The sequence below is a fragment of the Streptomyces sp. NPDC058279 genome (genome assembly GCF_042881255.1).
Lineage (GTDB): Bacteria > Actinomycetota > Actinomycetes > Streptomycetales > Streptomycetaceae > Streptomyces.
Map to the genome: position 1 here is coordinate 809,937 of NZ_JBHVYA010000001.1, position 21,173 is coordinate 831,109.

At 74.1% G+C, this 21,173-nt stretch carries 21 protein-coding genes; 10 read left to right on the forward strand and 11 right to left on the reverse strand.

Annotated elements, in window-relative coordinates:
• Positions 1 to 288: 288 nt before the first annotated feature.
• Entirely contained in the window at positions 289 to 972 is a 684-nt protein-coding gene (locus ACFVXJ_RS03895; protein ID WP_389658091.1) for a glycerophosphodiester phosphodiesterase, read from the forward strand.
• Positions 973 to 991: 19 nt separating this feature from the next.
• Here ACFVXJ_RS03895 and ACFVXJ_RS03900 read toward each other — a convergent pair whose 3' ends face one another.
• Positions 992 to 1,531 (reverse strand): GNAT family N-acetyltransferase, encoded by a 540-nt coding sequence (locus ACFVXJ_RS03900; RefSeq protein WP_389658094.1) that lies wholly within the window; start codon positions 1,529 to 1,531, stop codon positions 992 to 994.
• Between the two features lie 131 nt (positions 1,532 to 1,662).
• Here ACFVXJ_RS03900 and ACFVXJ_RS03905 point away from each other — a divergent pair, with 131 nt between their 5' ends.
• The 5 genes from ACFVXJ_RS03905 to ACFVXJ_RS03925 all read left to right on the forward strand — a co-directional run bounded on the left by ACFVXJ_RS03905 (position 1,663) and on the right by ACFVXJ_RS03925 (position 5,979).
• Entirely contained in the window at positions 1,663 to 2,256 is a 594-nt protein-coding gene (locus ACFVXJ_RS03905; protein WP_389658097.1) for a DUF5134 domain-containing protein, read from the forward strand.
• A gap of 79 nt (positions 2,257 to 2,335) precedes the next feature.
• Positions 2,336 to 3,274, forward strand: coding sequence for a M56 family metallopeptidase (locus ACFVXJ_RS03910; protein WP_389658100.1), 939 nt, complete (start codon positions 2,336 to 2,338; stop codon positions 3,272 to 3,274).
• A 22-nt stretch (positions 3,275 to 3,296) separates the two neighbouring features.
• Positions 3,297 to 3,716, forward strand: a complete 420-nt coding sequence (locus tag ACFVXJ_RS03915; protein ID WP_389658103.1) for a hypothetical protein — start codon at positions 3,297 to 3,299, stop codon at positions 3,714 to 3,716.
• A gap of 135 nt (positions 3,717 to 3,851) precedes the next feature.
• A complete protein-coding gene (locus tag ACFVXJ_RS03920) occupies positions 3,852 to 4,484 on the forward strand; it encodes a TetR/AcrR family transcriptional regulator (RefSeq protein WP_389658106.1) in 633 nt (210 codons plus the stop codon).
• A 139-nt stretch (positions 4,485 to 4,623) separates the two neighbouring features.
• Entirely contained in the window at positions 4,624 to 5,979 is a 1,356-nt protein-coding gene (locus tag ACFVXJ_RS03925) for an FAD-dependent oxidoreductase (RefSeq protein ID WP_389658109.1), read from the forward strand.
• A gap of 53 nt (positions 5,980 to 6,032) precedes the next feature.
• Here ACFVXJ_RS03925 and ACFVXJ_RS03930 read toward each other — a convergent pair whose 3' ends face one another.
• A complete protein-coding gene (locus ACFVXJ_RS03930; RefSeq protein WP_389658112.1) occupies positions 6,033 to 6,392 on the reverse strand; it encodes an ArsR/SmtB family transcription factor in 360 nt (119 codons plus the stop codon).
• A 131-nt stretch (positions 6,393 to 6,523) separates the two neighbouring features.
• On the reverse strand, positions 6,524 to 7,624 hold the full coding sequence (locus tag ACFVXJ_RS03935; protein ID WP_389658115.1) for an NADH:flavin oxidoreductase/NADH oxidase: 1,101 nt from the start codon (positions 7,622 to 7,624) through the stop codon (positions 6,524 to 6,526).
• Positions 7,625 to 7,856: 232 nt separating this feature from the next.
• Between ACFVXJ_RS03935 and ACFVXJ_RS03940 the strand changes: the two genes are divergently transcribed.
• The 3 genes from ACFVXJ_RS03940 (at position 7,857) to ACFVXJ_RS03950 (ending at position 10,728) form a co-directional block, all read left to right on the forward strand.
• Positions 7,857 to 8,948 (forward strand): WD40/YVTN/BNR-like repeat-containing protein, encoded by a 1,092-nt coding sequence (locus ACFVXJ_RS03940; protein ID WP_389658118.1) that lies wholly within the window; start codon positions 7,857 to 7,859, stop codon positions 8,946 to 8,948.
• A gap of 31 nt (positions 8,949 to 8,979) precedes the next feature.
• The gene (locus ACFVXJ_RS03945; protein ID WP_389658121.1) at positions 8,980 to 9,666 is read left to right on the forward strand and encodes a uracil-DNA glycosylase; all 687 of its coding nucleotides are present in this window, start codon (positions 8,980 to 8,982) and stop codon (positions 9,664 to 9,666) included.
• Positions 9,667 to 9,807: 141 nt separating this feature from the next.
• Positions 9,808 to 10,728 (forward strand): sirohydrochlorin chelatase, encoded by a 921-nt coding sequence (locus tag ACFVXJ_RS03950; RefSeq protein ID WP_389658124.1) that lies wholly within the window; start codon positions 9,808 to 9,810, stop codon positions 10,726 to 10,728.
• An 85-nt stretch (positions 10,729 to 10,813) separates the two neighbouring features.
• Here ACFVXJ_RS03950 and ACFVXJ_RS03955 read toward each other — a convergent pair whose 3' ends face one another.
• From ACFVXJ_RS03955 to ACFVXJ_RS03975, 5 genes are all read right to left on the reverse strand, one after another.
• Entirely contained in the window at positions 10,814 to 11,884 is a 1,071-nt protein-coding gene (locus ACFVXJ_RS03955) for a lactonase family protein (RefSeq protein ID WP_389658127.1), read from the reverse strand.
• A gap of 54 nt (positions 11,885 to 11,938) precedes the next feature.
• Positions 11,939 to 13,078: a nitric oxide synthase oxygenase gene (locus ACFVXJ_RS03960; RefSeq protein ID WP_389658130.1), complete on the reverse strand. Its 1,140-nt coding sequence runs from the start codon at positions 13,076 to 13,078 to the stop codon at positions 11,939 to 11,941.
• Between the two features lie 211 nt (positions 13,079 to 13,289).
• Positions 13,290 to 14,786, reverse strand: coding sequence for an FUSC family protein (locus tag ACFVXJ_RS03965; protein WP_389658619.1), 1,497 nt, complete (start codon positions 14,784 to 14,786; stop codon positions 13,290 to 13,292).
• A gap of 287 nt (positions 14,787 to 15,073) precedes the next feature.
• On the reverse strand, positions 15,074 to 15,817 hold the full coding sequence (locus ACFVXJ_RS03970) for a PP2C family protein-serine/threonine phosphatase (protein WP_389658133.1): 744 nt from the start codon (positions 15,815 to 15,817) through the stop codon (positions 15,074 to 15,076).
• A 40-nt stretch (positions 15,818 to 15,857) separates the two neighbouring features.
• The gene (locus ACFVXJ_RS03975) at positions 15,858 to 17,957 is read right to left on the reverse strand and encodes a SpoIIE family protein phosphatase (protein WP_389658136.1); all 2,100 of its coding nucleotides are present in this window, start codon (positions 17,955 to 17,957) and stop codon (positions 15,858 to 15,860) included.
• Positions 17,958 to 18,110: 153 nt separating this feature from the next.
• Here ACFVXJ_RS03975 and ACFVXJ_RS03980 point away from each other — a divergent pair, with 153 nt between their 5' ends.
• Positions 18,111 to 18,311: a DUF5988 family protein gene (locus ACFVXJ_RS03980; protein ID WP_389658622.1), complete on the forward strand. Its 201-nt coding sequence runs from the start codon at positions 18,111 to 18,113 to the stop codon at positions 18,309 to 18,311.
• 39 nt (positions 18,312 to 18,350) lie between these two features.
• On the opposite strand, the gene ACFVXJ_RS03985 is transcribed toward ACFVXJ_RS03980, so the two are convergent.
• The 3 genes from ACFVXJ_RS03985 to ACFVXJ_RS03995 form a co-directional block, all read right to left on the reverse strand.
• Positions 18,351 to 18,773, reverse strand: coding sequence for a universal stress protein (locus tag ACFVXJ_RS03985; protein ID WP_389658139.1), 423 nt, complete (start codon positions 18,771 to 18,773; stop codon positions 18,351 to 18,353).
• A 49-nt stretch (positions 18,774 to 18,822) separates the two neighbouring features.
• Entirely contained in the window at positions 18,823 to 20,388 is a 1,566-nt protein-coding gene (locus ACFVXJ_RS03990; RefSeq protein WP_389658142.1) for an APC family permease, read from the reverse strand.
• Between the two features lie 67 nt (positions 20,389 to 20,455).
• Positions 20,456 to 21,049, reverse strand: a complete 594-nt coding sequence (locus ACFVXJ_RS03995; RefSeq protein ID WP_389658145.1) for a histidine phosphatase family protein — start codon at positions 21,047 to 21,049, stop codon at positions 20,456 to 20,458.
• Between the last annotated feature and the right edge of the window lie 124 nt (positions 21,050 to 21,173).

Sequence of the window (21,173 nt, forward strand, 5' to 3'; positions counted from 1 at the left end):
GCGTCCCGAGTCAGGATGTGCTTCGAATAGGCATATGACTAGTAGTCATAAGCTGAAGAAGCAAGACTCCGCGCGTCAACGCCTACGGGACGCGCCCACCCGCGGGTGACGGCGCCGCGCCGCGACCGGGCGCCCGACCCTGGCGGGAAGCGGCCGGGCGGCCCCTGCGGGACGGCGCACGGGCGGTCCCCTCGCGGGCGCCGCGCACTAGCATGCGTCCTCACCGCGCGCGGCCGGTCGGGACACCGGGACCGCGCGGCAGCCGCCGTCGACGGAAGCGAGAGAACCTTGACTTTCCTCACCATCGGTCACCGCGGGGTCATGGGTGTCGAACCGGAGAACACCCTGCGGTCCTTCGTCCGCGCGGAACGCTGCGGCATGGACGTCATCGCGCTGGACGTCCGCCTGAGCAAGGACGGCGCGCTCGTCGTCCTCCACGACGGCGCGGTCGACCGCACGACCGACGGCGTGGGCGCCGTCGCCGAACTGACCCTGGCGGAACTGCGCGAGCTGGACGCCGGCGACGGCGAACGCGTGCCGGTCCTGGAGGAGGTGCTCGAAGCGGTGCGCACCCCGCTCCAGGTGTCGGTCCACGACGAGGCCGCCGCCGGGGTGCTCGCGGAACTGGTCCTGCGCCGGGACCTGAGCTCCCGCATCGAAGTGGCCTCGTACCAGGACGCGGTCCTGGCCGGGGTGGCCCGGCGGGTGCCGGGCCTGCGCACCACCCTCTACGCGGACCCGCACGGGGCCGACATCGTGGACCGGGCGCTCGCCGCCCACGCCCGGACGCTCGCCCTGAGGCTGCGTCGGACCACGCTGGAGACGGTGGAGGCGGCGCACACGGCGGGGTTGCGGGTGACCGGCTGGACGGTCGACTCCCTGGACCACCTGCGGCTGGCGCGGGCCCTGGGACTGGACGGCGCGCTCACCGGCTTCCCCGAGATCCGCAGCACCGGCCGCTTCACGGCCTGAGGCGGCCGGCCCGGTTCCGCTACAGCGACTTGACCAGCAGCTCGAAGGCCAGGTCGGTGCGGAGCGGGATGCCGAAGCGCTCGTCGCCGTACGGGAAGGGGCTCAGCTCGCCGGTGCGCCGGTAGCCGCGGCGTTCGTAGTAGGCGATGAGTTCCTCCCGTACGTTGACCACCGTCATCCGCATCTCCTTGGCGCCCCATTCCTCGCGGGCGCGTCGCTCGGCCTCGGCCAGGACCTCCTTGCCGAGGCCGCCGCCCTGGAGCCCGGGGCGTACGGCGAACATGCCGAAGTAGGCGTGGTCGCCCCGGTGTTCGAGCTGGCAGCAGGCGACGAGTTCGCCGGCCCGTTCGACGACGAGCAGCATGCCGTCGGCGGCTCCGATGATCTGGCGGACGCCCTCCGGGTCGGTGCGTTGGCCGTCCAGGTAGTCCGCTTCCGTGGTCCAGCCGGCCCGGCTGGCGTCACCGCGGTAGGCCGACTCGACGAGCGCCACCAGCTCCGGTACGTCCGTCTCGACGGCGGGCCGGTAGCTCGGGGCGGCGGGGTGTGCGGTCGACATCGACGACTCCGTTCATCTGATCGGCATATGACATGCCGGGTACGGCAGACAGAGCCTATCCCGGGGCGGCGTGCGGGCCCGTCCGCAGGGGCATCTCTTCCCCTGACGCCGACGAACCGGGAGGTTCCGCCGTGCACGGATCCGCGCTGCCCTCCGCCGCCTCAGCCGTCTCCGGCTGGCTGCTCGTGGCACTCTGCGCGACCAGCGGTACGTACTGCCTGCTGCGGGCGCGCAGAGCGGACCGGGCGGCGCGCGGCCCGGCGATGGGCGAGGCCCTGATGGGATTCGGGATGGCGGTGATGGCCACGCCGTCCGGCATCGGACCGTGGGGGCCCGCGATCTTGCTGGGGGTCTTCTGCGCGGCCGCCGCGCACGCGCTGTGGTTGCTGCGCGGCGGCCCGCGCCACGGCCACCACGCGCACCACGCGGTCGGTTCGCTGGCCATGGCCTACCTCGCCTACCTCGGGCTGTCGGCGGGCGCCGGCCACTCGCACGGGCCCGGATCCGGCCACGGACCGGGCGCGGGGCTGCCCCTGGTGACGGGCGCCCTGCTCGTGTACTTCGCGGCGTACGTCCTGCTGGGCGGGGCCCGGCTGGTGGCGGCCGGCGGGGCGCAGCCGGTCGCGGTGGGTGGGGGGCCGGCCGCGGACGCGCCGGGCGAGCTGACCCGGGCCTGCCGACTGACCATGGGAATCGGGATGTTGGCGATGCTTCTGAGCATGTGAGCGACGGCGAAACGTGTCCTGCGTCACCAATGGCGCGGACCGTACCCGCAGGTAGTGCCCCACTCATAGGGTGGCGGCCATGATGGTCCCCGCCGTTCTCCTGCTGCTCGGCGCACTGACCGCGGTGTTCGCCCCCCGCCTGCTGGCTCGGGCCGAGTGGCCCGAACGTGAGCCGGTCGTGGCGCTGTGGGCGTGGCAGTGCGTGGTGGGCGCGGTGCTGCTGTGCCTGGCGCTGTCGATGCTGCTGAGCGCGGCGGCGGCCTGGCAGGCGGTACGCGGGCGGCTCTTCGCCGTCGCGCCGCGCGGGGTGGTCGACGCCTACGCGCTGGGGGCGGCGGGCGGGGTGTGGGCCGCGGCCACCGCGCTGGTACTGGCGGGCGGGGGTCTGTGGACCGGCGCGATGCTGACCCGTGAGGTGCTGCGGGCACGCGCCCGGCGGCGCGTCCGCGGGGCCGAACTGCTGGAGCGGGCCCCGCTGTTGCCCGGAGAGGACCCGCAGGCCGCGCGGCTCGTCGTCCTGGAGGGGCCGCGGCCCGAGGCGTGGTGGCAGCCGGGTACGGTCCCGCAGCTGGTGGTCACGACGGCCGCGCTGGGCCGGTTGAAGGGCAGCCAACTCGACGCCGTGCTGGCGCACGAGCAGGGGCACGTCGCGGCCCGCCACGACTGGCTGCTGCACTGCTCACGGGCGCTGGCCGGGGGCTTCCCGCAGGTACCGGTGTTCGCGGCGTTCGAGGCGGAGATGCACCGCCTGGTGGAACTCGCCGCCGACGACGTGGCCTCGCGGCGGTTCGGGCGGCTCACCGTCGCGCTGGCCCTGGTCGGTCTCAACGAGGACCGCGGGGTGTTCGGCCTGGGCGCCGCCCCCGAGGCGCACGTGCCCCAGCGGGTGCGGCGGCTGCTGTCGGCCACCCCACGGCTGTCCCCCGCCCGGCGGCTGCGACTGACGGCGCTGGCGACCCTGATCCCCGCCCTCCCGCTGGCGGTGGCGCTCGTCCCGGGCCTGAGCGCGCTCGCGTAGTGCCGGCCGGCAGGCTGGGGGGATGGACGCACCCACCCCCGGCGCCTGGCTGCGCGCCGGAATCAGCCGAGACGGCGGACCGCTGCGCGAGGACGAGCACGTCGTGTGGCTCCAGAGCGGGGTCTGCTACGCCGACAGCCGCGGCTTCGCCGGGACCACCTCCTACGACGGCCGGCAGGTCACCTTCCACCACGAGGTCGGCTCCCCCGGGGAGGACGTCGGAGCCCTGCGGCCGGAGGGCGACGGCCTGGTCGAGACCGGCACGAACACCGACGGGAGCACGTTCCTGGAGGTGTGGACGCCCCTCGGCGGGGCCGAGGGCACCCAGGGTTCCTGGCGCGCGGGTGGAAGTCAGACGGTCCGCGTCGGCCGGCAGGTCGTCCATGTGGACGGTGCGGGCGTCGGCGCCCACTTCGAGCTGCCCGGCTTCGGGCAGGGCTGAGCGGCCGCCCGGCCCGGACCGCCGGCCCGGACCCGCTGCCCGGACCGGCCGTTCTGGGCGATCCCCCGCGTCGCCCAGAACAGCAGACCGCGCGCTGAGTATATTGGCTCGGAGCCAGTCAACGCAGGAGTAAGCATGGTCCCGCGCAGCGCATCGGTCAATGAAGAATTGCGGAGACGTTCCCGGGAGCGGCTGCTCCAGGCGACGGTGGAGCTGGTCGGCGAACGCGGCTACGAGGCCACCACCCTCGGCGACATCGCCGACCGGGCCGGCGCCGCCCGGGGCCTCGTCTCGTATTACTTCCCGGGCAAACGCCAGTTGCTCCAATCCGCCGTCCACCGGTTGATGCACCAGACCCTGGAGGCGGCCCTGGAGCGGCCGCCCCGCACCGACGACGGCCGCGAGCGCATGGCCCGCGCCATCGACGCGATCCTGGGGCTCGCCGTGGACCGGCCCCGGCTGATGCGCACCCACATGGCGGGCATCCTCCAGGCCGACGGTTTCGTCCGGTGCGCGGAGCAGCAGCGGCTCGCGGAGCTGCTGCGGGACACGGTCGTCCGGTACGGCTCGGCGGACGTGGACACCGACTACCCCCTCCTGCGGGCGCTGCTGATGGGTTCCGTGGTGGCGGTGCTGTTGCCGGGGGCGCCGATGCCCTCGGCGCGGCTGCGGGCGGAGTTGTTCCAGCGGTACGGGCTGGACTGGGAGCTCGGCGTCCCGCCGGCCGGGGGACCGCCCGGCGGAACCTTTCCTCCGCTGAACCGGTGAGGCGCAGGTATGAGGCGCGGCGCATGTGCGGGCGCCCGGCGGCCGACCGGCGCGCCGGTGTCCACCGGATGCGCGCGACGGGCTGACGGGTACGGCACCCGGTGTCATGCTGGGAAGCACCTGCGGGAGGAGCTCCGCCGTGCTTCGTGTCGCCGTCGTCGGTTCGGGCCCCAGCGGGGTCTACGTCGCGCAGACCCTGGTCCAGCAACGCGAGGTGCCGGGCGTCCGGGTGGACGTACTGGACCGGCTGCCGGCTCCGTACGGGCTCGTGCGGTACGGGGTGGCACCCGACCACGAGAAGATCAAGTCGTTGACCGGAAGTCTGCGCTCCGTGCTGGAGGACGAACGGATCCGCTTCCTCGGCAACGTGGAGGTGGGCGGTCCGGCCCTGCCGACGGAGCGGCTGCGCGAGATGTACCACGCGGTGGTGTACTGCGTCGGCGCCGCCCAGGACCGGCATCTGGGCATCCCCGGCGAGGAGTTGCCCGGCGTCCACTCCGCGACGGCCTTCGTCTCCTGGTACAGCGGGCACCCCGACGCGGCGGACTCGGCCTTCGACCTCTCCGGCGTGGCGTCGGCGGTGGTGATCGGCGCCGGCAACGTCGCGGTCGACGTGACCCGGATCCTGGCCCGCGGCGTGCCCGAGCTCGCACCGACCGACATGCCGCAGGCCGCACTGGGCGCCCTCGCGGCCAGCGGGGTGCGCGCGGTGTCGATGGTGGCCCGGCGGGGGCCCTCACAGGGCAAGTTCACGACCAAGGAACTCCGGGAGCTGGGCACGCTGCCGGGCGTGGGGGTCCGGGTGGACCCCGCCGAGCTGGCGCTCGACCCCGCGTACGAGGACCCGGGGACGGCGGCGGCGCTGCCCGCGGTGGCCCGGCGCAACCTGGAGGTGCTGCGCGCCTGGGTCACGGCGGTCCCGGCCGGGGCGGACCGGGACATCAGGCTGCGGTTCTACCTGCGGCCGGTGGAAGTGCTGGCCGGCCCCGACGGGCGGGCCGGCGCGGTGCGGTTCGAGCGGACCGCCCCCGACGGCCGGGGCGGGGTGCGCGGCACGGGCGGGTACGAGGACATCGAGGCGCGGCTGGTGCTGCGCTCGGTGGGCTACCGGGGCGTGCCGCTGCCCGGGCTGCCCTTCGACCCGACGACGGGCACCGTCCCGCACGCGGCGGGCCGGGTGCTGCGCGAGGGCCGGGCCTCGGTCGGCGAGTACGTCGCGGGCTGGATCAAGCGGGGCCCGACCGGGGTGATCGGCACCAATCGCCCGTGCGCCAAGGAGACGGCGTCCTCCCTGCTCCAGGACGCGGGCGTACTGGCCCGCCGCGAGCCGGGGCCGGACCCCCTGGACGCGATGCGCGCGGCGGGACTTCGGCCGGTGCGGTGGCCGGGCTGGCTGGCCATCGAGACGGCGGAGGCTGATCTGGGCCGCTCGCTGGGGCGCCGCTCGGTCAAGATCCCGGACTGGGCCGGCCTGCTGGGCGCGGCGGGGACGTAGCGCTCGGGCGTACGGACCGCTCGGGCGGGCCACCCGATAGGCGTACGGGCCGGTCAGGCGGGCGCGCCGGTCAGCCGGACCGCTTCCGCGGTGGCCGCCGTGAGGACGGTGTCGAGGAGACCGGGGAAGAGGGATTCCAGGTCCGCGCGGCGCAGGTCGTTGAGTTTGGTGGTGCCGCGGTAGGTCTGTCGGACGACGCCGGCCTCGCGCAGGACGCGGAAGTGGTGGGTGGTCGTGGACTTGGTGACCGGGAGCACGAAGAAGGAGCAGGCCAGTCCCTCGGTGGCCGCGGCCAGTTCGCGGACGATGGACAGCCGGACGGGGTCGGACAGGGCGTGCAGGACGCCCTCCAGCCGGATCTCCGCGGTCTCGGGATGGGCGAGCGGGCGAGTGGCGGCGGCCGGTTCCGGCATCTGATCCTCCACTCGCTCGCTCACTGATCCGGTCGGTCGGCCCGGCGGCGCGGGGCGTTCCTCCGAGGTACGAGAACCATCGTAGGACACGGACGGGGCCGGGCCGTCGGCGGTCGGGCGCCGCCCCCGGTTCACCAGGCCCGGTGGTACGGGGAGGGCGTGCGGGGTGCCACGCCCAGCTCGACGGCGGCGCGCCGGGCCCAGTACGGGTCACGGAGCAGTTCACGGCCGAGCAGGACCGCGTCCGCCTCGCCGTTGGCCACGATCTTCTCCGCCTGCGCGGGCTCGGTGATCAGCCCCACCGCCGCCGCCGGCAGACCGGTTTCGCGCTTGACCCGGGCCGCGAAGGGCACCTGGTATCCGGGTCCGACCGGGATGCTCACGCGCGGGGCGAGGCCGCCGGTGGAGACGTCGAGCAGGTCCACGCCGTGTGCTCGGAGGAGTCCGGCCAGCCGGACGGTGTCGTCGGCGGTCCAACCGCCCTCCTCCAGCCAGTCGGTGGCGGAGATCCGGAAGAACAGCGGCAGTTCCTCGGGCCACACCTCGCGCACGGCGTCCACGACGTCGAGCGCGAGGCGGGTGCGGTTCTCGAAGGAGCCGCCGTACGCGTCGGTCCGCCGGTTGCTGTGCGGGGAGAGGAATTCGCCGATCAGGTAGCCGTGGGCACCGTGGATCTCCAGGAGTTCGTAGCCGGCCGCCAGGGCGCGCCGGGCCGAGTCGGCGAACTGGCGCACGATCGCGCGGATCTCCTCGATCGTCAACTCGTGCGGCAGGGGGTCGCCTTCGTCGAACGGCACCGGGCTCGGGGCCAGCGGCTGCCAGCCGTGTGCCTCGGCGCCGACCGGTCGACCGCCCTTCCAGGGGCGCTCGGTGGAGCCCTTGCGCCCGCTGTGCGCGATCTGGATGCCCGGGACCGCGCCCTGCGCCTTGACGAAGGCGGTGACGGGCCGCAGCGCCTCGGTCTGGGCGTCGTTCCAGAGGCCGAGGTCGTACGGGGTGATCCGACCCTCCGGGGAGACGGCGGTGGCCTCCTGGATGATCAGGCCGGTGCCGCCGACGGCGCGGGCCGCGTAGTGGGCGACGTGCCACTCGTTGACCACGCCCGCGCGGGGGCCGGTGGGCTCGGCGCTGTACTGGCACATCGGGGCCATCCACACGCGGTTCGGGATGGTCACCGAGCGCACGGTGTAGGGCTGGAACAGGGCGGCGAAGTCGGCCGGGGCGGCACTCATCAGGCTCTCCAGGGGTGACCGGGGGACGCGCGCCGGGGCGACCGGCGGCAAGTACGAGGATCACCGTACTACGAAAGCTCTCGTACTACGAAACCCCTCGTACTACCGGGCGGTCGAGTCCTCCGGCAGCCGCGACATCGCCGGGGAGGCGCCGCTCCGGGCCGCTGTCAGCGGGCGGGTGCACACTGGCCGAAAGCTGCCGTGCAGGACGGAACGTCCGGAGGTGTCGGCCATGTCCGACGTGCTACTGCTCGTGGGTACCCGCAAGGGGCTCTTCATCGGCCGGCGCGCCGACGCCGACCCCTGGAAGTTCGAGGGGCCCCATTTCAACGCCCAGGCGGTGTCCGCCGTCGCCATCGACGTACGGGGCTCCACACCGCGACTGCTGGTGGGCGGCGACAGCGCGCACTGGGGGCCGTCCGTCTTCACCTCCGACGATCTCGGCGCCGGCTGGCGCGAGCCGAGCACCGCCGCCGTGAGGTTCCCGCAGGACACCGGCGCCTCGCTGGAGCGGGTCTGGCAGCTCCAGCCGGCGGGGCCCGAGGCCCCGGACGTGGTCTACGCCGGGACGGAACCGGCGGCGCTGTTCCGCTCGACCGACCGCGGCGAGTCCTTCGAGCTGGTGCGCGCCCTGTGGGAACACCCCACCCGCTCCCGCTGGGTGCCGGGCGGCGGCGGTGAGGGTCTGCACACGGTGATCACCCACCCGGCCGACCCGGACGCGGTCACGGTGGCCGTCTCGACCGCCGGCGTCTTCCGGACGACGGACGGCGGAGCGAGCTGGACGCCGTCCAACGACGGGGTCTCCGCCGTGTTCCTGCCCGACCCGCGGCCGGAGTTCGGGCAGTGCGTCCACAAGATCGCCCGGGACGCCGCCGACCCGGACCGGCTGTACCTGCAGAACCACTGGGGGGTGTACCGCAGCGACGACGCGGGCGCCGGCTGGACCGACATCGGCGCCGGGCTGCCGTCCGACTTCGGCTTCGCGGTGGCCGCCCACCCGCACCGACCCGACACCGCCTACGTCTTCCCGCTCAACGCCGACTCCGACCGGGTCCCGGCGGAGCACCGCTGCCGGGTCTTCCGCACCCGGGACGCGGGGGCGAACTGGGAACCGCTGTCGCAGGGCCTGCCGGCCGAGGACCACTACGGGACGGTGCTGCGGGACGCGCTCTGCACGGACGACGCGGATCCGGCGGGGATCTACTTCGGCAACCGCAACGGCGAGCTGTACGCGAGTCATGACGACGGGGACAGTTGGCAGTTGCTGGCGGAGCACCTGCCGGACGTGCTGTGCGTGCGGGCGGCGGTCCTGCGTCGATAGGAATGCGGATGGGCCAGTAGAGTGACTGCCCGTGGCAGCGCGACCGTTGAACGAGATCGTCGAGCCGGGCTGGGCCCGCGCTCTGGAGCCGGTGGCGGCGCAGGTCGCCGCGATGGGCGACTTCCTGCGCGCCGAGATCGCGGCGGGCAGAACCTACCTGCCGGCCGGATCGAACGTGCTGCGCGCCTTCCAGCAGCCCTTCGACGAGGTCAAGGTGCTGATCGTCGGGCAGGACCCCTATCCGACGCCGGGACACGCCATGGGCCTGTCCTTCTCCGTCGCGCCCGACGTCAGCCCGTGGCCGCCGAGCCTGGACAACATCTTCCGCGAGCTGAACGCGGACCTCGGCGTGGCCCGTCCGGCGAACGGCGACCTGACCCCGTGGACCCGTCAGGGCGTCCTGCTCCTCAACCGCGCGCTCACCACCGCCCCCCGCAAGACCGGCGGCCACCGCGGCAAGGGCTGGGAGGCGGTCACCGAGCAGGCGATCCGCGCGCTGGCCGCGCGCGGCAAGCCGCTGGTGTCGGTGCTGTGGGGGCGGGACGCCCGCAACGTGCGGCCGCTGTTGGGCGAACTGCCGGCGGTGGAGTCCGTGCACCCCTCCCCCATGTCGGCCGCCAACGGGTTCTTCGGCTCGCGGCCGTTCAGCAAGGTGAACGACCTGCTGGTACGGCAGGGCGCGGCCCCGGTGGACTGGCGGCTGCCGACGGCGGGTTGAGCGGTTCCGGCCGAGGTATGGACGATACATGGCCATTACAGTCGACCGTGTCTCACATTCAGCGGATAAATACGGACAGAAGCCGCCGGAAATGACCCTGCTTGAACAACCGGTTCCGATAAACCAGTAGCATGCGGCGCCATGAGCTCCCCCACTGGGCCCGCAAATGGCCTGCCCGTACGAATGCCGCGACCCCGCCCTGCCGGACGGCACCGCCGCCCCGAGCCCGCGGTGGCGCCCGAGGGCGCGCCCGCGCTGGTGCTCGCCGTGCCCGGTGCCGCCTCGGCCGCCTCGCGCGGGCTCGCGGAAGAGATCCTGAGCATCGGCCGCTCCGAGCTGCCCGGCCTGGACGGCCGGATCGGTTACCTGGAGGGTGACGACTCCGAAGGCTCCGAGTTCCCCTCCCTGGCCGGTGTGCTCACCGCCGTCGCGCGGGAGCGCGCCGCGCGCGCGGAGTTCGCCCGCGCCGCCGGCCACGAGGTGCCCGCGCCGACCGGCCCGGACGCCGTGGTCGTGCCGCTGCTCGTCGGCCCGGACAGCGACCTGCTGCGCCGTGTCCGCCAGGCGCTGATGGACTCCTCGGCCGCCGCCGAACTGGCCGACGTCCTCGGTCCGCACCCGCTGCTCGCCGAGGGCCTGCACGTGCGGCTCTCCGAGGCGGGGCTGGCGCGCGCCGACCGGGCCAGGCTGTTCACCGTCACCACGGCCGCCGACGGCATCATCCTGGCCACCACCGGCGGCGAGGAGGCCGTCCAGGCCGCCGGGATCACCGGCATGCTGCTGGCCGCGCGCCTCGCGGTGCCGGTGAAGGCCGCCGCGCTGGACCAGGAGGGCTCGGTGGCCGCGATCGCCGAGCAGCTGCGCACCGAGGGCTCCACGCAGCTCGCCCTGGCGCCTTACCTGATCGGCCCGGAGGCGGCCGAGGGGCTGCTGGACACCGCGTGCAAGGAGGCCGACTGCGCCACCGCCGAGGTGCTCGGCGCCTACCCCGCGCTCGGCAAGCTGGCCGTCGCCCAGTACAGCGCGGCCCTCGGGATCACCCTGGGCGCCTCCGCCCACTGATCCCTGCCCGGCACACGCACGAGGGCCCGCGCACCGGTGATCACCGGTGCGCGGGCCCTCGTGCGTCACGGCCGGGCGGACATCCCTACGGCCCGAAGACCACGCTGGCGGCAGCCGGCACCTCGATGGAGCCCGCCCGGCGCGGCTCGCCGGTCGCCGCGTCCAGGTCGAACCAGGTGACGTCGCCGGACCATTCGTTGGCCACGTACAGCCTGCGTCCCGAGGGGTCCACGACGAGGTCGCGCGGCCAGACGCCGCCGCAGCCCACGCTCGCGGTGAGCCGGGGCTTGGCGGGCCCGTCGGCGAGGGAGAAGGCGGCGATGGTGTCGACTCCCCGGACGGCGGCCCACACGAACCGCCCGTCGGGCGAGACGGTGACGACCGAGGGGTAGGGCCGGGTGTCCGCCGGGGCCTTCTCGGCGAGCACCGCGACCTCGTCGGCCGGTTCCAGCCGCCCCTCCCGCGCGTCCCAGCGGCAGACGGTCAACAGCGGCTCCAGCTCGTGCAGGACGTAGACCGTCTCCCCGTCCGGGTGGAAGGCGAGGTGGCGCGGGCCGGAGCCGGGCCGCAGCGCGGTCTCCCGGTGAAGGCGCGGCCCGCCTTCCGCCGCGTCGAGGGCCCGGACCCGTACGGAGTCGGTCCCGAGGTCCACGCTGAGCACCCAGCGGCCGCTCGGGTCGGGCGTCACGTGGTGGGCGTGCGGCCCCTCCTGGCGTTCGGTGTCGGGTCCCGAGCCCTGGTGGGCCACGACGGCCGGCGGCCCGGAGGGGATGCCTTCCGGGTCGAGCGGAAGGCTGCTGACGCTGCCCGAGGTGTAGTTGGCGGTCAGCAGTCGCCGCCCCGCCAGGCTGAGGTGGGTGGGCCCCGAGGCGCCGACGGGGACGAGCGGCCCGTGGGCGGTCAGCCCGTCGGCCCCGGTGCGGTAGGCGGCGACCCCACCGTCCTCGGCCTCGCTCACCGCGTACAACACGCCGGTGTCCCGGTCGAGGGTGAGGCAGGAAGGGTTTTCGGCCGTCTCGGTGACCGCCAGGGGCGTCAGCGCCCCGGTGGCCGGATCCACGGCCGCGGTGGTGATGCCGCGGCCGCCCCCCGAGGTGAACGAGCCGATGTAGGCCCGGTGTCCGCCGCCCTGCTCCGTGCTGCGCGCGCCATCCACAGGTGCCTCATTCCGCCGTCCCGGATCCGGTCGAAAACGACGGTAACAGAAGGTCTAGACCAAGTCCCGTCCCTTGGCCCGTTCGTGGGCCCCGGCGTGGTGGACGTACGCGGTGGCGCTCGGCCGGTCCTCGTACGTGCGGTGGAAGACCGGGGTCGCCGCCCCGGAGATCGGCGGGACGATCCAGGACCAGTCGGCGCCCACTTGGCGGCCCTTGCGCTCTTCGCGCTCCAGGTGCGAGAGGAACCGACGGGACTCGGTGTGGTGGTCGGAGATGCTCACCCCGGCCCCGTCGAAGGAGTGCAGGACCGCTCGGTTCAGCTCCACCAGCGCCCGGTCCTTCCAGAGCAAGCGGTCGCTGGAGGTGTCGAGGCCCATCCTGCGGGCAACGGCGGGGAGGAGGTTGTAGCGGTCGGTGTCGGCGAGGTTGCGGGCGCCGATCTCGGTGCCCATGTACCAGCCGTTGAACGGCGCGGCCGGGTAGTGGATGCCGCCGATCTCCAGGCACATGTTGGAGATGGCGGGGACGGCGTGCCAGCGCAGTCCCCAGTCGTCCCAGTGGTCGGGTCCGTCGGGGTGGCGGATCGGAACTTCCAGCACGGCATCGGCCGGGGTGTCGAACCAGCGGGGCTTGTCGTCGACGCCCTGGACGACGAGCGGCAGGAGGTCGAAGGGGGTGCCGGGACCGCCCGACCAGCCGAGGTCGAGCAGGGCCCCGGTCAGCGGGGCGTTGCGGGCGTCGCCGACGGTTATGGAGGGGTGGTCGCCGTACCCGGCGTAGCGGACGAGCTGCTCGCTCCAGATGAGCGGACCGGGGCGGTCGGGGGCGTCGGGGGCGAAGACCGTGATGGTGGGCCGCACCCGGCCGCCGTTGGTGGCCTCCCTCAGGTGCGCGAAGCACTCCTCGGCGATGGCGTCGGCGTCGGCGAGTTCGCGGCGGTCGCGCACCCGCAGCGAGTTCCAGTAGAGCCTGCCTATGCAGCGGTTGCTGTTGCGCCAGGCCACCCGGGCACCGTGGACGAGCTCGGTCGGGGTGTGGCGGTAGGTTCCGGTCCCGGCGAGTTCGGCGCGCACGGCGGCCAGTCGGGCGTTCGGATCCCCGGCTTCGGGGTTCTCGTGGTGGAAGAGCCGGATGAACTCCTCGGCGGCCTCCCACACCTGAGCGGTGCCCGAGCGCTGTTCAGGAATTTCCATTCCGGGCCGTTACCCCCTGTCCGTTCAGATCCACCCTGGACATGCCGAATGAATGTGCGGTGAACCTCACCCGTTGTACACGGGGCAGGTCAGCGGCGCGGGGGGACGACGGCCGGAACACTCCTCCGGGTGATCTACGCGGAACGGCCGGGGAAGCCGTCCTCAGGTGCCGTAACATGCCCGCCTGTTCGGCACCCGTAGTGGCCGGCGATCAGGCGCTGACCACGAGCGGAGCCCGCGGGTGGGTCCGCAGCGGGACGTGCAGCGCCACGAGCGCGTGCTCCAGACCGTGCAGGTGCGCGAGGACGGGTTCGGCCGGATCGGGCCGGGACTCCATGGCCGAAACCGCGGGGTGGACGCCGTCCCGCGGGGCGGTCAGCGCCTCCACCGCGGCCTCGACCCGCCAACACGCGGCGGCGAGCCGGGCGTCGTGCGATGCCTGCGGGTCGGCGGCGACCGCCACCAGGCCCCGTACCTCGCGGGCACACGCGTCGAGCAGCTCCAGGACCTGCCGCGCGCGGGCCTTGCGGGCGCGCAGCGGGCTCAGCGGGTGCACCAGGGGCCCGAGCGCCATCCGGACGCGGCCCAGGAGCAGTTCGAGTTCGGCGGCGTGCGGGGCCGGGTCCGCGTCGGGGTGGCCGGCGAGGCGGTCGAGGGAGGCCGCCGTGGAGGCCCGCACGCAGTGCAGGGCGCGCTGGATCCAGGCGTCGTTGGCGGCGTGCGTGGTCACCGGCAGTACCAGCACCACCGCGAGGGCGGCGCCCAGGGCGCCGATGGCGGTCTCCTGGAAGCGCAGCAGGAGCAGGCCGGGATGCAGCACGCCGAGGAGACCGTAGAGCAGACCGGCCATCACGGTGACGAAGAACATCATCCACGAGTACGACGGCGCGGCGGTGTAGAAGATCCCGAAGACGCATACGGCGACCAGCGCGGCGGTCGGCGCCGGCGCGCCGTGCAGCGGTACGGCGACCAGCAGTCCGGCGGCGATCCCGGTGACGGTGCCCACGACCCGGCGGAAGCCGCGGACGAGGGTCTCGCCCCGCGAGGCGGTGTTCACGAAGATCCACCATGCGGTGCCCACGGCCCAGTACCAGCGGTCCTCGGAGAGCGCCTGCCCGATGCCGAGCGCGAACGCGCAGGCAGCCGTGGCCTGGAACGCCTGCCGGGTGGTGGGTCGGGCCAGCCCGGTGCCGGGCAGGCCGGGCGGGGCGGCGGGGGGTGGGGTGCGGCGCTCGATGGGCCAGAGCACGAACCGGGCGGCGCCTGCCGCGAGCAGGGCCAGCCCGACGGCGGCGAACAGTTCCGGCAGCTGCGCGGGCACCGCGTGCAGGAACTGCGTGATGAAGAAGTTCATGAACGCGAAGACGCCGAGGGCGTGGCCGCGCGGCCCCCAGCGGCGTGCGTAGACACCGGCGAAGACGACGGCGAGGAAGGCGAGGTCGCGGGCGAGCGGCAGGCCGTGCAGGGCGGTGGCCAGGGCGAGCACCGGGAAGCCGGCGACGGGCAGCAGGGCGGTGGTCACCCGCTGGGCGCGCACGCTCGCGTCGAGCACGGTGAAGAGCGCCAGCAGGGCGGCCAGCCCCCCGGTGATGGAGGCGGTCAGGGAGAGACCCACGACCTGGGCGGCGGCGACGGCAAGCCCCACGCCGACGACGGCGCGCAGCGAGTTCCTGAGTCTCATCAGCCCCGGGTCCGGAGCCACGAACATCCTCTTCACGGCGGTGTGCCGCCCCCCTCGCGATGGTGCGCGCCGGGCCGGTGTCCGCCCGGGGGTGGTGGGCGGCGTATGGGCACGGCGAAGGCGCCACGGTCCGGAGCGGCCTCGTTGCCGTCCGGCGCCGCGTGGCGCCGTCAGTACATGGATACGACACAGATAACCATCCGGAGGCCCACTGGCTCAAGCCGGGCCCGCAGTACTGGGCCATTGGCACACCGAACCGGCGGTGGAGTCGGCCCCTGGACGCCAACGGACCAGGGCGCGACTACCAGGGCGTGTCACGCCTCGCCGATGCGCACCAGGGCCAGGGTGATGTTGTCCGGTCCGCCCGCGTCGATGGCGGCCTTCCACAGCTCGAAGGCGGCGCGGCCGTCGTCGTGCTCGCGCAGCAGCGCGTCTAGGACGTCTTCGGGCACCGGGTCGGTGAGACCGTCCGTGCAGATCAGGTACCGGCTGCCGACGGCGAGCGGGGAGGTGCGGACGTGCGGGGTGACGGCGTGGAAGGCGCGGGCGCCGCCGAGTGCCTGGGTGATGAGGGAGGTCGTGCGGCGGCCCGGGGGGAGCGGCGGGCTGTCGTCGACGCTCACCTGGCGCAGCGCCCCGTCGGAGGCGTCGAGCACCCTGCTGTCGCCGACGTTGAAGGTCAGCACGGACTCCGGCAGGACGACGGTACCGGCGACGGTGGTGCCCATGCCGGTCAGCTCCGGCTCCCGTTCGGCGGCGTCGTAGACCGCGCGGTTGCACAGCTCCAGGGCCTCCCGCAGGGCGTCCTCGCCGTCCAGCGACGGCCCGAGCTCCGCGAGCCGCCGCACGACGAGCGCGCTGGCGACCTCGCCGGCCGCCTGTCCGCCGATGCCGTCGGCGACCGCGACGACCAGCGGCGAGCCGAGAGGGAACACCAACAGCTGCGGGTTGCGGGTCTCGGTGGCGCACAGCGTCCACGGCCCGATGACCAGGCTGTCCTCGTTGTGCTCGCGCAGCAGCCCGGCGTGGCTCAATGCGCTGACGGCTGCGTACGTCATCGGCTTCGCCTTTCCGGCACCCGCGGGAAGATCTCCCTTCTCATTGTGGCCCCGTGCGGGGTGCGCGGCGGAGCCGGGCGAGGACGAGGACGGTGTCGTCGGTCGCGGTGTCGGGCAGCAGCCGGGCCAGGATGCGGTCCACCGTCTCCTCCAGGCAGTCCACCGGGGCGCGCAGCTGGTCGCGCAGGGCGTCGATGCCCGCGTCGATGTCCTGGCCGCGGGCTTCGACGAGCCCGTCGGTGTAGAGGGCCACGACGGCGCCTTCGGGGATCAGCGTCGCGGTCGAGCGGAACGGCACGCCACCCACCCCGAGGGGGATGCCCAGCACGTCGCCGATCCGCTCCACGGTGCCGTCGGGGTGGCGCAGCAGGGGCGGGGGGTGCCCGGCGCTGGCGACGCGGGCGTGGCCGGTGTGGGGGTCGTAGCGGATGTAGAGGCACGTCGCCAGTTCGATGCCGGCCTCCTGGGCGCAGGCGTCGAGTTCCGCGAGCAGGGCCTCGGGGTCGGGGGTGTGCCCGGCGAGCGCCTTGGCCGTGATGCGGAGCCGGCCCATCGCGGCGGCGGCCGGGACGCCGTGGCCCATCACGTCCCCGACGAGCAGGGCCAGCTCGTCGCCGGGCAGCGGAATGACGTCGTACCAGTCCCCGCCGACCTCGGTGACCCGGCTGCCGGGGAGGTAGCGGTGGGCGATGTCGGCGTGCGGGCCGGCGACGGGGGCGCTGGGCAGCAGGGCGCGCTGGAGGGTGAGCGCGATGTCCTGGACGCGGCCGTAGAGGCGGGCGTTGTCCAGGCACAGGGCGGCCCGCGAGGCCAACTCGGACGCCAGGGCGAGGTCCGACTCGGCAAAGGCCGGCCGGGCCGCGGAGCGCCCGAACATGGTGATGCCCTGGACGGTGCCGCGTGCGATCAGCGGGGCGATGAGGATGCAGCCCAGGCCGCTCTCCAGGAGCAACCGGGCCCGCTCCCGGTGGGTGACGGTCCTGGTCACGAAGTCGTCGTTCACCGGGACCGAGAGCGGGCGGCCGGTGTCGAGCATGGCGTGGATGCTGGAGCCGGGCGGGTACGTGACCCGCTCCAGGCCGGCCAACAGCTCGTCGGCGGGCGGCGGGAGAGTGGTGCCCTGTGCGATCCGGCGGGTGACGAGCGGCAGCCGGGGGTCGAAGATCTCCGGCTCGTACATCCACTGCACCAGTTCCACCACGCAGGCGTCGCAGAACTCCGGGACCACCGCCTCGACCAGCTCGCGCGCGGTGACGTTGAGGTCGAGGGTGGTGCCGATGCCGGCCGCGGCGCGGTCCAGCAGCGCGAGCCGCTGCCGGGCCGCGGTGGCCTCCATGATGGCCCGTTCGCGGTCGGTGACGTCCACCAGGAGGCCGCCGACGCCACGTCGGGTGCCCACCGCGCCGCTGAGCGGGAACAGGCTCACGGACCGCACCTGGTCACGGTCGGGGTGGCCCCGGGTGCGCAGTCCGACGAGGGTGTCCACCACGGTCCGGCCCTCTTGGGCGACGGCCTTCAGCAGGCGCTGGTACTCCCCGCCGTCGGAGGTGATCATGATGTCCGTCATACGGCGGCCGAGGTGCTCGTCCACGGGGATGCCGTCCATGTCGGCGAGGGCCTGGTTGAGGTGGACGTACCGCAGCTCCTCGTCCAGCATGACCAGGCCGATCGGGCAGGTCTCGAAGAGCGCGTCGAGGAAGGCCAGGTTGGTCTTGACCCGGTCCAGCTCGACGCTTCTGCTCGCCAGGCCCATCACCACGGAGCGGCCGGTGCTGCCGGTGAGCGGGAAGACGCGGAAGCCGCAGTCGAAGACCGTTCCGTCCCGGTGGAGCGCGGGCAGCCGCACGCGCCAGTAGCCGAGGGCGCGGGCGCGCTCGGCGAGCAGCGCGGCGGCGCCGGGGTCGCGGCCGGGGAAGAGCACGGCCGCGGGGCGGCCCAGTACGGCGCCGGACTCGTGGCCGAAGAGGCTGCGCGCGCCGGGACCCCAGTAGCAGACCCGGTCCTCGTCGTCGAAGCCGAGGACGGCGACCGGCACGTGCTCCAGAAGCGAGCCCGGCTCCGACCGCAAGGGGCCGAGGTCCTCGGCGCCCCGTACGGGACCGGGGTCCGCCTCGCCGCCCCCTTGCCGGTCCGGTGGCATCACCACCCCCTTCCGCGCGCCGAGCGCGAGCTGGCTGTCCGGCGCCCGCGCGGCGGGCTCGGGCGGCCTCTTCAATTCTGCCCGCCTGCCCCGGGAGCGGCCCGCCGAAGTGCGCCGGGCCCGGCGGGTGGCGAGACTGGTCCCATGACGACCATGGCGACCACAGCGGCCCTCGAGGGCGGCCCGGACGACCTTCCGGAGCGTCTGGTCCCGGCCCCCGCACCGGGCGAGGACGTGAAGGTGGCGCACCGCGGCGGATACGAGCACTTCCGGGCCACGTCCCGGTTCCGGGACGCCCCGCAGGGGCGGGTACCCGTCTACGAGTGGTGGGAGCGCACCGAAATCGCCGAGTGACCGTCGCCCACGGGCAACCCCGCCACGGGCAACCCCTGATCAGGCCGGTTCCTCGGTCGGCACACACAACACGGGTACCGGCGACAGGTGCAGCAGCTTGTGCGGCGTCGACCCGAGCAGGGCGCCGCGGATGGGGCTGTCGCCCCAGGTGCCGACGATGATCACCCGCGCCCGGTGGCGTCCGGCCGCGTCCAGGAGGGCTTGGGCGGGCTTCTCGTCGGCCACCTCGACCGTCGAGGGGACGCCCGCCTCGTCCGCCGCGGCGACGGCGTGGGCGAGAGCGCTGTGGCCCGCCTGCCGGACGGCCTCCCGGTGGGCCCGGTACTCCTCTCCGGTGCCGCCCGGCGCGGCCGCGCCGAAGACGAGGACGAGGGGCTCGCCGAAGGCGGCGGCGACCTCCAGGGCGACCCGCAGGGCCCGCTCCGCGCCGGGCGATTCGTCGTACCCCAGGACCACCGACATCGTGTACTCCTCTCCCTTTCCGACGCGCCTCGCGCGTCACGGACGGCCCTCAGGGCGACGGGCGGTGCCGGCCCGGGACGAGCGCCGGGTCGGCCACCCCGCGCCGCTCCTGCCAGAACCGCGCGTCCCGGAGCCGCCAGAAGCACATGACCAGCACGCCGACGCCGGCGATGCCGATGCCGATGAGCAGCGGCGGGCTGATCCCCAGCCAGGAGACGCCCCCGGCCGAGGTCTGCGGGTCCGACATGTCCTTCACGGATTCCACCAGCAGCCAGGTCAGCAGCCCCGCGCCGACGACCGGGCCGAGCCCGATGAGCAGGAAGTTGTGCCAGCTGTCCAGCAGGTGGCGCCGGTAGTACACGGCGCAGGCCAGCCCGGTGAGCGCGTAGTAGAAGGCGATGAGCAGCGAGAGCGCGGTCAACGAGTCGAGGAGCGCGTTCTCGCTGATCTGGTTGACGACGAGGTACCAGCCGATGGCGATGCCGGCCACCCACCACGTGCTCACGTCCGGAGTCCGGAAGCGGGGGTGGATCCGGGACAGGGACGGCGGGAGCGCGTGCCGGCGGGCCATCGACAGGGCGGTGCGGGAGGCGGGGATGATCGTGGTCTGGGTGGAGGCGAGCGCGGAGGTGCAGACCGCCAGGAGCACCATCCAGTCCCAGCCGCCCATCACGTCGTGGGCGAGCAGGGCGAAGACGGCCTCTTCCTGGCCCGCGTTGCGCGCCAGGAAGCCGGTCCCGGCGTAGGCGACGACGGCGTAGCCGACGGCCAGGTAGGTCACCAACAGCACGACGGTCGACCAGATGCCCGCCTTGCCGGGCGCGGTGGCGGAGTCCTCCACCTCCTCGGTCAGGTTGACGGCGGACTCCCAACCCCAGTAGATGAACACGCCGAGCAGCAGTCCGCCGGTGAGCGCCGCGCCACCCGCCCCGAAGGGGTTGAGCCATTCGACGGACGGTCTGACCGCGCCGAGGCCGCTGGTGCCTGCGTAGACGCGGTAGATGGCGGCCACGGCGAAGACCAGGAGGAACACCACCTGGGCCAGGATCAGCACGTCCTGGACCCGGGCGGACATCTCGGTGCCGATGACGCAGACGGCGGTCATGGCGAGGATGACGACGACGGCGAGCGCCTGACGGACCGCCTCGTTCGCGGCGAGGCCGTCGAGGCCGGCGGCGAGCAGCCCGAAGCGCACCGCGACGTCGGCGAGCGAGCCGATGACGAGGACGCCGGTCATGGTGATCGCCCAGCCGCCGAACCAGCCCGCCCAGGGGCCCATGGCCCGGGTCACCCAGGAGAAGGTGGTCCCGCAGTCCTGGTCGACCTTGTTGAGGTAGTAGAAGGCGGCGGCGATGAGCAGCATCGGTACGAACGACGCCAGCATCACGCCCGGTGCGTAGATACCGGCCACCGCGACGATCGGGCCGATGACGGCCGCCAACGAGTAGGCGGGCGAGGTGGAGTTCAGGCCGATGACGAGTGCGTCGAGGAAACCGATCGCGTCGGCCTTGAGTCCCGCGTCGGCCTCCGCGGTCCGCCGGTCGTCATCGCCGCCGCGCCGCCGGTCACCGTCGCCGCCCGTACCGTCCTGCGCCATATACGCATGCTCGGGCACCGGGGGATGGTGCGCGAGGCGGAGCGGCGCCGGGAGCGGGCGGCGGCGCGGGGCTCAGGAGCGCGGCTCAGGGGCGGGTGTTCCAACCCGCCACCACGGGCAGGCCGTGTTCCGTGGACAGGACGCCGACCGTGCCGGTGCGCAGCAGGAACAGGCGTCCGTCCTGCGGGGCCAGGCCGAGGTAGCGCGCCGTCAGGACGCGCAGGAAGTGGCCGTGGGCGACGACGACGGCGTCGCCGCGGTCCTCGCGCAGGACCTTGTCCACCCGGGCCAGCGCGCGGTCGGCGCGGGCGCCGACCTGCTCGGCGTTCTCCCCGGGGTGTTCCGCGTCGCCCGGCGGGACGCCGTCGGTCCACAGCGACCAGTCGGGCCGGGTCCGCCGGATATCGGCCGTGGTGATGCCCTCGTAGCCGCCGTAATCCCATTCGTGCAGGTCGGCGTCGGGGACTCCGCCCGAGAGCCCGGCGAGTTCCGCGGTGGCCACCGCCCGGCGCAGCGGGCTGGTCAACACCAGGGCGGGGTGGCGGTCGCGGAAGAACGGGGCGAGGGAGATGGCTTCCTCGACGCCGTGCGCGGTCAGCGGGACGTCGGTCAGGCCGGTGTGCCGTCCGGTGGCGCTCCAGGCCGTCTCACCGTGTCTCACCAGCAACAAGTCGCTCATCCTTGGACCCTAGACGGTCCGTCGCGCCGATGGGGTGACCGGAGCGTGTCATGTACGCCACGGGTGGGGGATTCGATGCGGAAACGGTGCGACTTGGCCCGGCCGCCCGGGCTCGCCACGCTCG